We start from the raw sequence: 12,899 nt of genomic DNA, 5'->3' as shown, positions 1-12,899 counted from the left end.
CCGTCGGGGGTGCGGCCCTTTCTCGTGGTGGTCGCTGGTGACGCGTCAGTTCGCGGGCGCGTCCGGCAACGTGACGACCTGTCCGGCGAACGAGAGTCCGGCGCCGAAGCCGAGCAACAGCGCGGTGTCGCCCTTCTTCGCCTTGCCGGTGCGGAGCAGTTCCTCGACGGCCAGCGGAATGGACGCAGCGGACGTGTTGCCGGCCTCGGCGATGTCGTTCGCCACCGGGATGTCCTCGGCGAGCTCGAGGCTCTTCGCCAGCAGGTCGGTGATGCGCGAGTTGGCCTGGTGGGGAACGAACACGTCGAGATCGGCGGCCGTGATACCCGCCTTGTCGAGCGCCTCGCGTGCCACCTTGGCCATCTCGAACGCGGCCCAGCGGAACACGGCGATACCCGTCATCGCGATCCACGGACGATCCGCGGTGGGATCCTCCTTCAGGTCGGCGAAGTACTGCAGCCAGTCCTTGTCCTGGCGGATGGCTTCCCACTGCGATCCGTCGGAGCCCCAGACGACCGGGCCGATGGCGGGCTCGTCGGTCAGGCCGATGACCATGGCACCGGCGCCGTCACCGAAGATCATGCGCGTGCCGCGGTCGTCGGGCCGGGTGGTGACGGACAGCTGCTCGACGCCGATGACGAGCACCTTGTTCGCGGTTCCGCTGCGCACCATGTCGGACGCCGTGGCGAGGCCGTAGCAGAACCCGGCGCAGCCTGCTCCGAGGTCGAACGCGCCGGGACCGTCGAGGCCGAGCGCGTCGGCGACGATCGGGGCGGCCGGCGGGCTCAGCAGCAGGTGGGTGGACGTCGCGACGATGATGCAGCCGATCTCGGAGGGATCGACGCCCGAGTTCTCCAACGCGCGGCGACCTGCCTCGATGGACATGTACACGACGTTCTCGTTCTCCGCGGCGAAGCGGCGGGACTCGATGCCGGTACGCGTCCGGATCCACTCGTCGGAGGAGTCGATGGTGCGACAGATCTCCTCGTTGGTCACCACACGTTCGGGTCGGAACGCGCCGATCCCGAGAATCCCCGAGTGCCGCGTCTCGCTCGGAACTGTGATCTGCGCGCCCATCGACGGCCGTCCTCTCCTCATCGGTCTTCGGCGTGGACGCCGGAGCTCGTAGTGGGTCTCACGGTACTTCCGCTGTAAGGCGCGCGGTGCACCGACGCCACGAAAGAGCCGTGGCGAGTTCTCGTTCGAGTATCGCTACGGCGCGGTCGATCGTTCCGCCAGCAGTGCCGCCGCGTCGTCTGGCCCGAGCGCCACCGCCGGCAGCGCTCGGGTGAGCAGCGCGATCAGTTCCTCGCGGGAGAGCAACTCGTCTCGCAACCAGTGGACGGTCGCTTCCTCGCAGAAAGCGATCCATCCGCGGATGGCGAGATGGATCAGCGGGGTCGGCTCGATGCCGACGAGCGGCAGCTGCGCGAGCGTGCGATCGACCATCGCGTCCCGCGTGCGTTCGAAGACCGCGCGCGTGGCCGGGTCGCCGCTGGCGGTCCCGCGCAGGAGGGAGACGTAGGTGGTGCGGTTGGCGGACACGTAGTCCACGTAGGCGGTGAGGGTGGACATGAGCGTCTCGATCGGTCCGAGGCCGTCCGGGGGCGCGGTGGACTCGAGCATCTCCTGGCTGATGTGCTCGACGATGGCCAGGTGGTACTCGTCCTTCGACGAGAAGTAGTGGAAGAGCAGGCCCCGCGACACCCCGGCCTGACCGGCGATCTCGTCGACGGAGATCTGCGACAGCGGGCGACCGGAGAGCATGGACACGCCCAGCTCGATGAGCTGCGACCGACGCTCGTCGGGGCTCAGTCTGGTCCGCTTCATGATCGCCATACTACTGAATGTTGGTCAACAACTGTTGACCATTGCTCAACAAGGCTCTAATCTTCGGTGCATGAGTCATCCAGTAACAGATACCGACGCGGTCGCTGCACGGTACGTCGACACCATCATCATCGGCAGCGGCTTCGCCGGTTTGGGCGCTGCGATCAAGCTCAGCCAGCAGGGCAACTCCGACTATCTGGTGCTCGAGCGGGGCTCGGACGTCGGCGGTACGTGGCGCGACAACACCTACCCCGGTGCCGCCTGCGACGTGCCGTCGCACCTCTACTCCTACTCGTTCGCGCTCAATCCCGACTGGACGCGGTCGTTCTCGCGTCAGCCGGAGATCCAGCGCTACATCGAGAAGGTCGCCCGCGAGCACCGCGTGTACGACCGGCACGTCTTCGACTGCCACGTCGAGTCGGCGCGGTGGAACGAGTCCACGGCGCAGTGGGACCTCGAGACCACGCAGGGCCGCTTCACCGCGTCCAAGCTGGTGTCCGCCGTCGGCGCGCTGAGCGAGCCGAACCTGCCGGACATCCCCGGCATCCGGGACTTCCGCGGCGACATCTTCCACTCCGCCCAGTGGGATCACGAGACCAGCCTGCGCGGCAAGCGCGTCGCGATCATCGGCACCGGCGCGTCGGCCATCCAGATCGTGCCGGCCATCGCCCCCGAGGTCGCGCACCTCGACGTCTACCAGCGCACCGCCCCGTGGGTGCTCCCCCGTTTCGACCGCGAGTACACCGCCCTCGAGCGCGCCGCGTTCAAGTACGTGCCCGGCTTCCAGCGCCTCTCGCGGACGGGTATTTACGCCGCGCGCGAGACGCAGGTCGTGGGTCTGGCCAAGGCGCCCGCCCTGATGAAGGTCTTCGAGTTCATCGCGCGTCGCCAGATCGCCCGTGGCATCAGCGATCCGGAGCTGCGTCGCAAGGTCATGCCGAACTTCCGCATCGGGTGCAAGCGCATGCTCATCTCGAACAACTATTACCCGGCGCTCAGCCGCCCCAACGTGGACCTCGTCACCGACGGGATCGCGGAGGTGCGCGAGCACTCCATCGTGACGAAGGACGGCACGGAGCGGGAGATCGACGCCCTGGTGGTGGCCACCGGGTTCCACGTCACCGACTCGCCGACCTTCCAGGGCATCTTCGGTCGGGACGGGCGCTCGCTCGCCGAGGTCTTCGACGAGCGCGGCCAGCAGGGATACAAGGGCGCGGCCGTGGCCGGGTTCCCCAACCTGTTCTTCCTCGTCGGCCCGAACACCGGCCTCGGCCACACCTCGATGGTGTTCATGATCGAGTCGCAGTTGAACTACGTGGTCGACGCGCTGAACACCATGAATCGTCACGATCTCGGCGTGGTCGAGGTGCGGCGGGACGTGCAGGACCGGTACAACGCCGACCTGCAGCAGAAGCTCGGCAAGTCCGTCTGGCTCACCGGTGGCTGCGCCAGCTGGTACCTCGACAAGCACGGCAACAACACCACGCTCTGGCCGGACTTCACGTTCGAGTTCCGCCGCATCACCAAGCAGTTCGACCTCGAGGCCTACGATGCGGTGGCAGCCGCGGACCTGACCTCGACGAAGGCCGACCCCATCCCGACCGCCGTCGGCACGCCGGCCCCGGACACCACCCGGAACCCCGACGATCCCGCCGACCTCACCTCGAAAGCGACTGCACGATGAGCGAATTCTCAGGACGCGTGGCCGTCGTCACCGGCGCCGGATCGGGCATCGGCCGCGCCCTGGCCCTCGACCTCGCGTCCCGCGGTGCTCGTCTCGCACTGTCCGACGTCGACTCGGTCGGCCTGGCCGAGACCGTGAGCGCCGTGACGGCGCGCGGTGCGGAGGTCCGCAGCGACCACCTCGACGTCAGCGAGCGCGGGGGCGTCCTCGACTACGCGGAGACGGTGCGCGGCCACTTCGGCGTGGTCAACCAGATCTACAACAACGCCGGCATCGCGCACCACGGCGACGTCGAGCGCACCGAATTCAAGGATTTCGAGCGCATCATCGACGTCGACTTCTGGGGCGTGGTCAACGGCACCAAGGCGTTCCTCCCCCACCTGATCGAGTCCGGCGACGGCCACGTCGTCAACGTCTCGAGCCTGTTCGGTCTCCTCGCGATCCCGTCGCAGTCCGCGTACAACGCGGCGAAGTTCGCCGTCCGCGGCTTCACCGAGGCCCTGCGCCAGGAGATGTTGATCGCCCACCACCCGGTGCGCGTGACCTGCGTGCACCCGGGCGGCATCAAGACCGCGATCGCCCGCAACGCCACGGTCACCGGGGACCACGATCAGAGGTCGGTCGCCGAGTTCTTCGATCGCAAGCTCGCTCGCACGTCGCCGGAAGCCGCGGCGCGCACCATCCTCACGGGGGTGCAGAAGGACAAGGCCAGGGTGCTCATCGGAGCGGACGCGCGCGCGCTCGACGTCCTCGTTCGGGTGGCCGGTCCGTACTACCAGGACGTGGTGGCCAAGCTGTCCGGTCGCGTCATGCCCAAGCCCGTGGCCTGACGCATGCCGCCACGCCCGATGTCTCTCCCCCTGCCCGTGGTCTCGCGGGCAGTGGGGGCGATCTTCCGTCTCGCCCTGTCACCGCACTTCCCCACCGCGGTGCACCGCCGCGTCCTCGAGGTCCTCGCCGCGGGGCTGCCCCTGCCCGAGGGCACGGTGACGCGCAGCGGTCGGCTCGGCGGAGTACCGGTCGAGTACGTGACGGTGGGTGCCACCGTGCGACCGACGACGGTGCTCTACCTGCACGGCGGCGCGTACGTCGCCGGGTCGCCACGGACTCATCGGGCGCTCACCGCGACGCTCGCGCAGGACAGCGGGGCACGGGTCGTCGCCGTCGACTACCGCCTCGCGCCGGAACATCCGTATCCCGCCGCGGTCGACGATGCTCTCGCCGTCGTCGACGCGCTCCTCGCCGAGGGCCTGGCGCCGTCGTCGCTCGCCGTCGCCGGCGATTCGGCGGGCGGCGGATTGGCCGCGGCCGTCACCGGAGCACTGGTCGACCGCGATCTGACCCCGGCGTGCCTGGCCCTGATCTCACCCTGGACCGACCCCGCCGACCGGAACTTCCCCGCCGACCGTGATCTGCTGCTCGATCGACGGTGGCTCGAACGGTCGGCTGCCGACTACCGCGGTCACGGTGGCGCCGCCGATCCCGGCTATGCGCCCGCGCACCGCCCGCCCGTGGGCTTCCCGCCCACGCTGGTCCACGTCGGCACGGCGGAGATCCTCCACCCGCAGGTGCTCCGCTACGTCGAGGCGCTGCGTGCGGCGGACGTTCCGACCACGCTCACCGAGTACCCGGATCTGTGGCACGTGGCCCATCTGCAGGCGACGATCACCGAACCGGCCCGCGACGCGGTACGGGAGATCGGAGTGTTCGTCCGGGAGCATCTCTCCCGCACCTGACGTCGGTGCGTCAGCGCCCGCCGGCCTCGTCCACCCACCGCTGGGCGACGGCGTCCGCGGACTCGCCGGCCGCCACCCGTTCGACGGAGGCGGCGAGGTCGGCGGTGGTGAGTTCTCCCGCGACGGTCTCGAGCGCGGACCCGGCGGACTCGTCGAGCGCGCCCTTGCGCACGATCGGGACGACCTCCTGCGCGGGGAACGCCGTCCGGTCGTCGGCGAGGGTCGTCGCGTCGGCCGCCGTCTCCGGGAGCGGCGCGGTGAGCGCGCGACCCACGAGCACCCCGGCGTTCTCGCCCACCCGCGCACGGAACCGACATCCGTACACGTCGGCCAGCGTCGCCAGCGTCGCGTCACTGCCCGCGACGTCGGACTCGCCGATCACCCGGACCGTCGCGTCGGCGCACGACGGCGCGAACGCGGACAGCGTCGCCGCGCCGGTCACCGTCGACGACGTGCGTACGACGACGTCGTCGGCGGCGGTGGCGGAGTCGGCGACCGTGAGCCAGTCCGGCAGCGACCGCGCCAGCGCCTCGTGCACGTCCTCCGACGAGCGCGCGTCCGAGGAGCGGTCCAGCAGCGCGAGGGCGTCACCGGAGAAGGTGGGCAGCACCGACACCCGCGTGTCGTCGAGCGCGGCGAGACCGTCCGGCAGTCCGCGGGTGGGCACCACGACCGCGTCGACACCCGCGCGCGCGAACGCGGCCCGGTAGATGGCGGCAAGGGTGGTCCCGACGGGAGAACCCGTGTCCGCCACCGTGATCGGCGTCGCGGCGAGCACAGCCGCGCCGCTCTGCGGCTCCCCGGTGCCGCAGCCGGCCACCGCGGCCGGACCGACGGCCAGGACGGCGGCCACCGCCGCTGCGTGTCGCTTCACTTCGGGCTCCTTCGCCGTCGCGGGCGAATATGCGCCGACGCCTGTGCTTGTCGGTCTCTATCGTTACACTCGCCCGGTGAACACGACACGTCGCACCCGTCACCCTCGTCGCGGATCGGTGCGCATGGCCACCACCGCCCTCGTCGCGTCCGCCGCGCTCGCGCTGTCGGCCTGCGGCGGAGGCGAGTCGAATCCGCTGAGCAGTGGTGGCGAGGGCGGCAGTGGTGGTGACACCAACGCGATCGTGGTCGGTTCGGCAAACTTCACCGAGTCGGAGATCATCGCCAACATCTACGCGGATGCGTTGCGCGCCAACGGTTTCGACGCCAGCACGCGCCTGTCCATCGGCAGCCGCGAGGCGTACATCCCGGCGGTGCAGGACGGCTCGATCGACCTCATTCCGGACTACACCGGCAACCTGCTCCTCTACTTGGACCCCGAGGCGACGGCCACGGCGTCGGACGAGGTCGCCGCGGCGCTGACCGAGGCCCTGCCGGAGAATCTGTCCGCCTCGACCCCGGCTCCGGCCGAGGACAAGGACGCGGTCGTCGTCACGCGCGAGACCGCCGAGCGGTGGAACCTGACCAACATCAGCGACCTCGCGCCCTACGCCGGCGAGGTTCGGTTCGGTGGTCCGCCGGAGTTCGCCGAGCGTCCGGTCGGCCTGCCCGGCCTGCGCGACAAGTACGGGGTCGACATCCCCGCGGCCAACTTCGTCCCGATCTCCGACGGCGGCGGGCCGGCCACGGTGGCGGCGCTGGTGTCCGGTGAGATCACGGCCGCGAACCTCTTCACCACCACACCGGCCATCGTGGAGAACGACCTCGTGGCGCTCGCGGACCCGGACAACAACTTCCCGGCCCAGAACGTGGTCCCGGTCTACAACTCGTCCAAGGCCTCGGACAAGTTGACCGCGGTGCTGAACGCGGTGTCGGAGAAGCTCACCACCGTCGAGCTGCTCGCCCTGAACCAGGAGGTTTCGGGCGAGAACAAGACCGAGCCCGCTGCCGCCGCCAGCGCGTGGGTCGCCGAGCAGGGATTGGACAAGCCCGTCCAGTGATCCGCTTCGACGGGGTCACCAAACAGTTCCCGGACGGCACGACGGCGGTCGATCGTCTCGATCTCGAGATCGTCGAGGGTGCGTTCACGGTGTTCGTCGGCCCGTCCGGGTGCGGCAAGACCACTTCGATGCGCATGATCAATCGGATGATCGCCCCGTCGTCGGGCCGGATCGAGGTCGACGGCCGTGACGTCGCGTCCGTCGACCCGGTGGCTCTGCGCCGCGGGATCGGCTACGTCATCCAGAGCGCCGGTCTGCTGCCGCATCGCACGGTCGTGGACAACGTCGCCACGGTGCCGGTGCTGACGGGCACGTCCCGTCGCCAGGCACGCCGTGAGGCGATGGCCGTACTGGAGCGCGTCGGCCTGGACGCGTCGCTCGCCACGCGCTATCCGGCGCAGCTGTCGGGCGGACAGCAGCAGCGTGTCGGGGTCGCTCGCGCGCTGGCCGCCGATCCGCCGATCCTGTTGATGGACGAGCCCTTCAGTGCGGTCGACCCCGTGGTGCGGGAGGACCTGCAGAAGGAGATGCTCCGTCTGCAGGCCGACCTCGAGAAGACCATCGTCTTCGTCACGCACGACATCGACGAGGCCGTGCGTCTCGGCGACCGCATCGCGGTGTTCGGCACGGGTGGTGTCCTGCAGCAGTACGACACCCCCGATCGAGTCCTGTCCTCCCCCGCCACCGATTTCGTGGCGTCGTTCGTCGGCCGGGATCGCGGGTATCGCGGCCTGTCCTTCCGGGACGGATCCTCGGTGCCCCTGCATCCGCTCTCCACCACCCGCGCCGAGTCGGCCACCGAGGTCCGGCTCGAGCCGAGTGAGTGGGTGCTCGTGGTCGACGAGGCCGATCGGCCCCGCGGGTGGATGGACGTCACCGGCCTCGAGGGCGTGCGTGCCGGCCACTCGATCGACGAGTCCACGGCGGCGGGCGGTTCACTGTTCCCGGAGGGCGGTGATCTGCGTCAGGCCCTGGACGCGGCCATCTCGTCGCCGTCCGGCATCGGGGTCGCGGTCCGCCGCGACGGGTCGGTGCTCGGCGGCATCGACGCCACCGAGGTTCTCGCTGTGCTCGCTGCGCAGCGCGGCACCGAAGCGAGCGAGCGCAGCCGGGCGTTCACCGAGTCCGGGCCGGCCGCCGGCTGATGCGCTGGCTGGTCGACAACTTCGACACCGTCCTGGACCTGACCGGGACGCATCTCTACCTGTCACTGCTGCCGCTGCTGATCGGGTTGGTCATCGCGGTCCCGGTCGGCTCGATCATCAGGGCGTCGCGGTGGGCGCGACGGCTGACGCTCGTGGTCGCCAGCATCGCATTCACCATTCCGTCGCTCGCCCTGTTCGTGACGGTGCCGCTGATCGCCGGCCTGCGCATCCTCGATCCGCTCAACGTCGTCATCGCCCTCACCGTGTACTCCACCGCGCTGTTGATCCGCGCCGTGCCCGAAGCACTCGATTCCGTACCGCCGGACGTCGTGGACGCTGCGACGGCCATGGGATTCGGCCGGTTTCGGCGCACCGTGACCGTCGAACTTCCTCTGGCGCTGCCGGTTCTCACGGCGGGTGTACGCGTCGTCGCCGTCACCAACATCTCGCTCGTCTCGGTCGGATCGGTGATCGGCATCGGTGGACTCGGCCAGCTGTTCACCCAGGGATATCAGCGCAACTTCCCGGACCAGATCCTCGCGGGCATCATCGCGATCGTGGTCCTGGCTTTGTTCTTCGATGCGGCGCTCTACCTCGTGGGGCGGCTGCTGACACCGTGGACTCGGACCCGGCGCAGCGGTGGCAGCCGAGTGGTCACCGAACGGTCCGCCGCGGGAGAGCCCACATGAGCATCGTGTCCGACGCCGTCGCGTACATCCTCGACGGCGCCAACTGGTCGGGTGGTGTCGGCATCGGCACCCGCCTGCTCGAGCACGCCTGGTACAGCCTGCTCGCCGTCGTGATCTCGGCGGCCGTCGCAGTGCCGCTCGGTCTCGCCATCGGCCACCGACGCCGCGGCGAGGTCGTCGTCGTGGGCCTGGTCAACAGCCTGCGGTCCCTGCCCACGCTGGGCGTGCTGACCTTCGCGGTCCTCGCACTCGGGCTCGGCCTGGTCCCCCCGATTCTCGCCCTCGTCCTGCTGGGTATTCCGCCCATCCTCGCCGGCACCTACGCCGGGGTCGCCAACGCACCGGCCACCGTCGTCGACGCCGCCCGCGCGATGGGGATGCGCGAGCGTCAGGTGCTCTTCCGGGTGGAGGTGCCGGTGGCGCTGCCCCTGATCCTCGGCGGCCTCCGCAATGCCACCCTGCAGGTCATCGCGACGGCGACGGTCGCGGCCTTCGTCAACCTGGGCGGCCTCGGCCGCTACATCTTCGACGGACTGGCGCTCTACAGCTACGACCGGGTCGTCGTCGGCGCCATCCTCGTGGCCGTGCTGGCGCTCGTGGCGGACGGCCTGTGGGCGCTCGCCGTGTGGGCGTCGCAGCCCGGAACGGGACGCCTGCGCCGCACCCCGCGCGTCTGACGCGCGGGGTCGGCGCGGGTCAGACCACGCCGTCCCGTCGAGCCGCCTCGGCGACGGCGGCGGCCACGGCCGGGGCCACCCGGGGGTCGAGGGGGCTGGGCACGATGCGATCCGCCGCGAGGTCGTCGCCCACCACCGACAGGATCGCGCCGGCCGCAGCGAGCTTCATGTTCTCGGTGATGCGTCGCGCACCGGCGTCCAGCGCACCGCGGAACACCCCCGGGAATGCGAGCACGTTGTTGATCTGGTTCGCGAAGTCGCTCCGTCCGGTGGCGACGATCGCCGCGTGGCGACGCGCGTCCTCCGGATGGATCTCGGGGTCCGGGTTGGAGAGGGCGAAGACGATGGAGTCGGGGGCCATCGAGGCGATCGCCTCGTGGGCGACGGTGCCGGCGGAGACGCCGATGAACACGTCGGCATCGGCGAGGGCATCCGCGGTCCCACCGCGCAGGCCGCGCGGGTTGGTGCGGGCGGCGAGGTCGGTCTTGACGGGCGTCAGATCGTCCCGGCCGGACTCGACGATGCCGCGCGAGTCGAGGACCACGATGTCGAAGACACCCGCGGCCAGCAGGATGTTCGCGCAGGCGACGCCGGCGGCGCCCGCACCCGAGATGACCACCCGCAGCGGAGCGAGGCCGCGGCCCTGCACACGCGCCGCCCCCTGCAGAGCCGCGAGCACCACGATGGCCGTGCCGTGCTGATCGTCGTGCATCACGGGGCAGTCGAGGGCCTCGACGAGCTTGCGCTCGAGGTCGAAGCAGCGGGGCGCGGAGACGTCCTCGAGGTTCACCGCGCCGAAGCTCGGGCGCAACCGCACGAGGGTCTCGACGATCTCGTCGACGTCGCCGGTGTCGAGCACCAGCGGGATGGAGTTGAGCCCGCCGAACTTCTTGAACAGGGCGGCCTTGCCCTCCATGACCGGAAGCGAGGCCCGCGGCCCGATGTCGCCGAGTCCGAGGACGGCGGAGCCGTCGCTGACGACCACCACGAGCCGCTCGGTCCAGGTGTATCGATTCACCAGGTCGCGGTCGGCGGCGATGGCGCGGCTGACCTTCGCGACACCGGGGGTGTACGCGATGGACAGGTCGCGGACCGTCTCGAGGGGTGCGGTGAGCCCCACCTCGAGCTTGCCGCCGACATGGCCGAGGAAGATCTCCTCGTCGGTGATGTCGGCGGTGGAGGTACCGGCGGATTCGGGCGCAGCGGTCATGGCGAACTCCTCGCGGAAGCGTGTTCGGAACACGGAACGTGATCGGCATCGAGGCGCACACCGGTGATCGGTAACCCTGGCGGCGGGTGTCGAGCGGGGCGGCGCGGCGGTGGCCGCGCGCTGTCACGCCGCGGGTGGCGGCGCTACGAGTGGGTCCAGTGTGCCAGATTCCCGACGGCGTGGTTACTCGAGAGTCAGTTCCGCCGCGACGCTGCGCGTCAGTTCCACCGCGACGCTGCGCGTCAGTTCCACCACTGCGTCCACAGCAGGGCCCCGGCGACGGCGAGGACGCCGAGGGAACCGAGGACGGACAGAACGCGGGTCCGGTGGTCGGCGAGGTGCTGGAGGACGAGGGCGGCGACGACGGCGACCACGTGCCAGGCGACCGTCGCGGTGCCGGGGCCCGGGAATCCCCGGTCACCGCCGATGACGGCGGCGGCGACCACGACGGCGGCAAGGATCACCAGTCCGGCGGTGACGGATCCGCTGAGCGCCCTCATCGGCTGCTCCCCGGGAGCACCACGTCGATGCCCGTCGCCCGGTCCACGAGGGCGGCGTACTGGTCGGGGTCGGTGGTGCGCGCGGCGATGGGGGTGGTCTTGTTGGTGCCGTGGTAGTCGCTGGATCCGGTGACGATCAGCCCGTGCTCGCGGGCGATGCCGCGCAACAGCTCGGCGTCGGCCGGGTCGTGGTCGGGGTGGTCGACCTCGAGTCCGCCGAGCAGACCGCCCCGCGCGAGGTCGAGGATGTGGTCGAGGTGCAGCAGTCGCCCGCGGCGACGCGCCCGGGCGTGCGCGATCACGGAGACGCCGCCGGCGGCGGCGATCATGGCGACGGCGTCGTCGAGTGGGGTGTCGGCCTTCTCGACGTAGAAGCGTCCGCCGGTCTTCAGCAGGTCCTCGAACGCGTCGCCGACCGTCGACACCACGCCGAGCTTCACGAGGGCTCGGGCGAGGTGGGGGCGCCCGGCGCTGCCTCCCGCCTCGGCGAGGATCTCGTCCGCGTCGACGGCGTACCCGGCGGCCGCCATCTTCCCGATCATGCTGCGCAGCCGCGTGTCTCGCTCCGCACGCAGACGTCGCCGTTCCTCCTTCAGCGCCCGATCGTCGGCGTCGAACAAGTACGCGAGCAGATGCACCGTGACGGGGTCACCGTCCTCGCCACGGCCGGTGCAGGACATCTCCATGCCCCGCACCAACGTCGGCGCGTCCGGTCTGCTGCGCACGACTCGCTCGGCCTCGGCCCACCCCGTGGTGGTGTCGTGGTCGGTCAGCGCGAGCACCGTGACCCCGGCGTCGATCGCGGCCTCGACCACACCGGTCGGACTGTCGGTGCCGTCGGACTCGGTGCTGTGGGTGTGCAGGTCGATGCAGTCGGACACGGAGACCAGTCTGTCAGCCCGCCGGACCGAGGCTGGCCGCGGTCCGAGTGGGGTCGCGCACGTCGATATCGGCCTCCGCCCACGCGTCGCGCAACGCATCGGCTCCTCGCAGTCGGACCCAGGCGGCCTCGGTGGCGGTGACCGGCACGGCGGCGAGGAACTGCACGGGGTCCATCGGATCGGGCAGCGGAAGGTCGTCGAGGTCGTCGGGGTCCGACGCTCCCAACAACACGGCGGTGAACGGGGCGCCCGGCCACAGCGGTTCCCCGGCATCGAGAAGCGCGTCGGCAGTGAGGACGACCCCCTCCACCGCGGGAGCGGCGGCGAACACGGCGAGGGTCTTCCAGACCTCGGTGACGGACGGATGAGCCATGCGCAGCGTCAGCACCAATTCCGCCCGCGGTCCGCGGACCGGGTCGGCCAACGCCGCCGTCGGGTCGGTCATCGGGTGTCGGGAACAGCCGACGCTGACCAGGCGCAGCAGCCCGTCGGATGCGTGACCGAAGAGCAGGACGTCGACGGGTTCGAGACCGAGGAAGGTCCGCGACGCCGTCACCGGTGCGCCGCCCCACCGGGGTGAGACGTGTGCTCGTACTGCCTCGATCGGGTTGCG

14 protein-coding genes are annotated in these 12,899 nt (G+C 70.5%); 7 read left to right on the top strand and 7 right to left on the bottom strand.

All coding sequences use genetic code 11. The annotated features are described in order from the left end of the window. Window positions 1-45 precede the first annotated feature (45 nt). A complete protein-coding gene (locus RC2_RS04935) occupies window positions 46-1,077 on the bottom strand; it encodes a beta-ketoacyl-ACP synthase III (protein ID WP_068149155.1) in 1,032 nt (343 codons plus the stop codon). Window positions 1,078-1,212: 135 nt separating this feature from the next. Next, on the bottom strand, window positions 1,213-1,839 hold the full coding sequence (locus RC2_RS04930) for a TetR/AcrR family transcriptional regulator (protein WP_068149154.1): 627 nt from the start codon (window positions 1,837-1,839) through the stop codon (window positions 1,213-1,215). Between the two features lie 61 nt (window positions 1,840-1,900). On the opposite strand from RC2_RS04930, the gene RC2_RS04925 reads away from it, so the two are divergent. From RC2_RS04925 to RC2_RS04915, 3 genes are read left to right on the top strand one after another with little or no spacing between them, the layout of a single operon-like run. Next, a complete protein-coding gene (locus RC2_RS04925) occupies window positions 1,901-3,514 on the top strand; it encodes a flavin-containing monooxygenase (protein ID WP_068149153.1) in 1,614 nt (537 codons plus the stop codon). Continuing rightward, window positions 3,511-4,344: an SDR family NAD(P)-dependent oxidoreductase gene (locus RC2_RS04920; protein WP_068149152.1), complete on the top strand. Its 834-nt coding sequence runs from the start codon at window positions 3,511-3,513 to the stop codon at window positions 4,342-4,344. The genes RC2_RS04925 and RC2_RS04920 overlap by 4 nt, the downstream gene beginning before the upstream one ends. Before the next feature lie 18 nt (window positions 4,345-4,362). After that, complete coding sequence (locus RC2_RS04915) at window positions 4,363-5,250, top strand: alpha/beta hydrolase (RefSeq protein WP_245810962.1); 888 nt, start codon at window positions 4,363-4,365, stop codon at window positions 5,248-5,250. A gap of 10 nt (window positions 5,251-5,260) precedes the next feature. Here RC2_RS04915 and RC2_RS04910 read toward each other — a convergent pair whose 3' ends face one another. After that, window positions 5,261-6,124, bottom strand: coding sequence for a glycine betaine ABC transporter substrate-binding protein (locus RC2_RS04910; RefSeq protein WP_068149147.1), 864 nt, complete (start codon window positions 6,122-6,124; stop codon window positions 5,261-5,263). A 124-nt stretch (window positions 6,125-6,248) separates the two neighbouring features. Here RC2_RS04910 and RC2_RS04905 point away from each other — a divergent pair, with 124 nt between their 5' ends. The 4 genes from RC2_RS04905 to RC2_RS04890 are packed head-to-tail and all read left to right on the top strand — an operon-like array spanning window position 6,249 to window position 9,695. After that, on the top strand, window positions 6,249-7,184 hold the full coding sequence (locus tag RC2_RS04905; RefSeq protein ID WP_068149144.1) for an ABC transporter substrate-binding protein: 936 nt from the start codon (window positions 6,249-6,251) through the stop codon (window positions 7,182-7,184). Next, window positions 7,181-8,329: an ABC transporter ATP-binding protein gene (locus RC2_RS04900; RefSeq protein ID WP_068149141.1), complete on the top strand. Its 1,149-nt coding sequence runs from the start codon at window positions 7,181-7,183 to the stop codon at window positions 8,327-8,329. The genes RC2_RS04905 and RC2_RS04900 overlap by 4 nt, the downstream gene beginning before the upstream one ends. Beyond that, on the top strand, window positions 8,329-9,018 hold the full coding sequence (locus RC2_RS04895) for an ABC transporter permease (protein ID WP_068149139.1): 690 nt from the start codon (window positions 8,329-8,331) through the stop codon (window positions 9,016-9,018). Before RC2_RS04900 ends, RC2_RS04895 begins: the two co-directional genes overlap by 1 nt. Then, complete coding sequence (locus RC2_RS04890; RefSeq protein ID WP_072681104.1) at window positions 9,015-9,695, top strand: ABC transporter permease; 681 nt, start codon at window positions 9,015-9,017, stop codon at window positions 9,693-9,695. Before RC2_RS04895 ends, RC2_RS04890 begins: the two co-directional genes overlap by 4 nt. A gap of 19 nt (window positions 9,696-9,714) precedes the next feature. Here RC2_RS04890 and RC2_RS04885 read toward each other — a convergent pair whose 3' ends face one another. The 4 genes from RC2_RS04885 to RC2_RS04870 all read right to left on the bottom strand — a co-directional run bounded on the left by RC2_RS04885 (window position 9,715) and on the right by RC2_RS04870 (window position 12,890). Beyond that, window positions 9,715-10,905, bottom strand: coding sequence for an NAD(P)-dependent malic enzyme (locus tag RC2_RS04885; protein WP_072681163.1), 1,191 nt, complete (start codon window positions 10,903-10,905; stop codon window positions 9,715-9,717). A gap of 242 nt (window positions 10,906-11,147) precedes the next feature. Continuing rightward, the gene (locus RC2_RS04880) at window positions 11,148-11,405 is read right to left on the bottom strand and encodes a hypothetical protein (protein ID WP_068152241.1); all 258 of its coding nucleotides are present in this window, start codon (window positions 11,403-11,405) and stop codon (window positions 11,148-11,150) included. Continuing rightward, on the bottom strand, window positions 11,402-12,286 hold the full coding sequence (locus RC2_RS04875) for a PHP domain-containing protein (protein ID WP_245810961.1): 885 nt from the start codon (window positions 12,284-12,286) through the stop codon (window positions 11,402-11,404). Before RC2_RS04875 ends, RC2_RS04880 begins: the two co-directional genes overlap by 4 nt. 13 nt (window positions 12,287-12,299) lie before the next feature. After that, the gene (locus RC2_RS04870) at window positions 12,300-12,890 is read right to left on the bottom strand and encodes a suppressor of fused domain protein (protein ID WP_068152250.1); all 591 of its coding nucleotides are present in this window, start codon (window positions 12,888-12,890) and stop codon (window positions 12,300-12,302) included. Window positions 12,891-12,899: the final 9 nt, after the last annotated feature.

This window comes from Rhodococcoides corynebacterioides NBRC 14404 (assembly GCF_001894765.1).
GTDB classification, from domain to species: Bacteria; Actinomycetota; Actinomycetes; order Mycobacteriales; family Mycobacteriaceae; genus Rhodococcoides; species Rhodococcoides corynebacterioides.
Note: the sequence above shows the minus strand (reverse complement) of the source record. Positions and strands in the feature narration are given on the sequence as shown.

Excerpts from the sequence above, each read along its gene's own strand:
- RC2_RS04935 (WP_068149155.1), bottom strand. The coding sequence starts at position 1,077 with ATGGGCGCGCAGATCACAGTTCCGAGCGAGACGCGGCACTCGGGGATT.
- RC2_RS04930 (WP_068149154.1), bottom strand. The coding sequence starts at position 1,839 with ATGGCGATCATGAAGCGGACCAGACTGAGCCCCGACGAGCGTCGGTCG.
- RC2_RS04925 (WP_068149153.1), top strand. The coding sequence starts at position 1,901 with ATGAGTCATCCAGTAACAGATACCGACGCGGTCGCTGCACGGTACGTC.
- RC2_RS04920 (WP_068149152.1), top strand. The coding sequence starts at position 3,511 with ATGAGCGAATTCTCAGGACGCGTGGCCGTCGTCACCGGCGCCGGATCG.
- RC2_RS04915 (WP_245810962.1), top strand. The coding sequence starts at position 4,363 with ATGTCTCTCCCCCTGCCCGTGGTCTCGCGGGCAGTGGGGGCGATCTTC.
- RC2_RS04905 (WP_068149144.1), top strand. The coding sequence starts at position 6,249 with ATGGCCACCACCGCCCTCGTCGCGTCCGCCGCGCTCGCGCTGTCGGCC.
- RC2_RS04895 (WP_068149139.1), top strand. The coding sequence starts at position 8,329 with ATGCGCTGGCTGGTCGACAACTTCGACACCGTCCTGGACCTGACCGGG.
- RC2_RS04890 (WP_072681104.1), top strand. The coding sequence starts at position 9,015 with ATGAGCATCGTGTCCGACGCCGTCGCGTACATCCTCGACGGCGCCAAC.
- RC2_RS04885 (WP_072681163.1), bottom strand. The coding sequence starts at position 10,905 with ATGACCGCTGCGCCCGAATCCGCCGGTACCTCCACCGCCGACATCACC.
- RC2_RS04880 (WP_068152241.1), bottom strand. The coding sequence starts at position 11,405 with ATGAGGGCGCTCAGCGGATCCGTCACCGCCGGACTGGTGATCCTTGCC.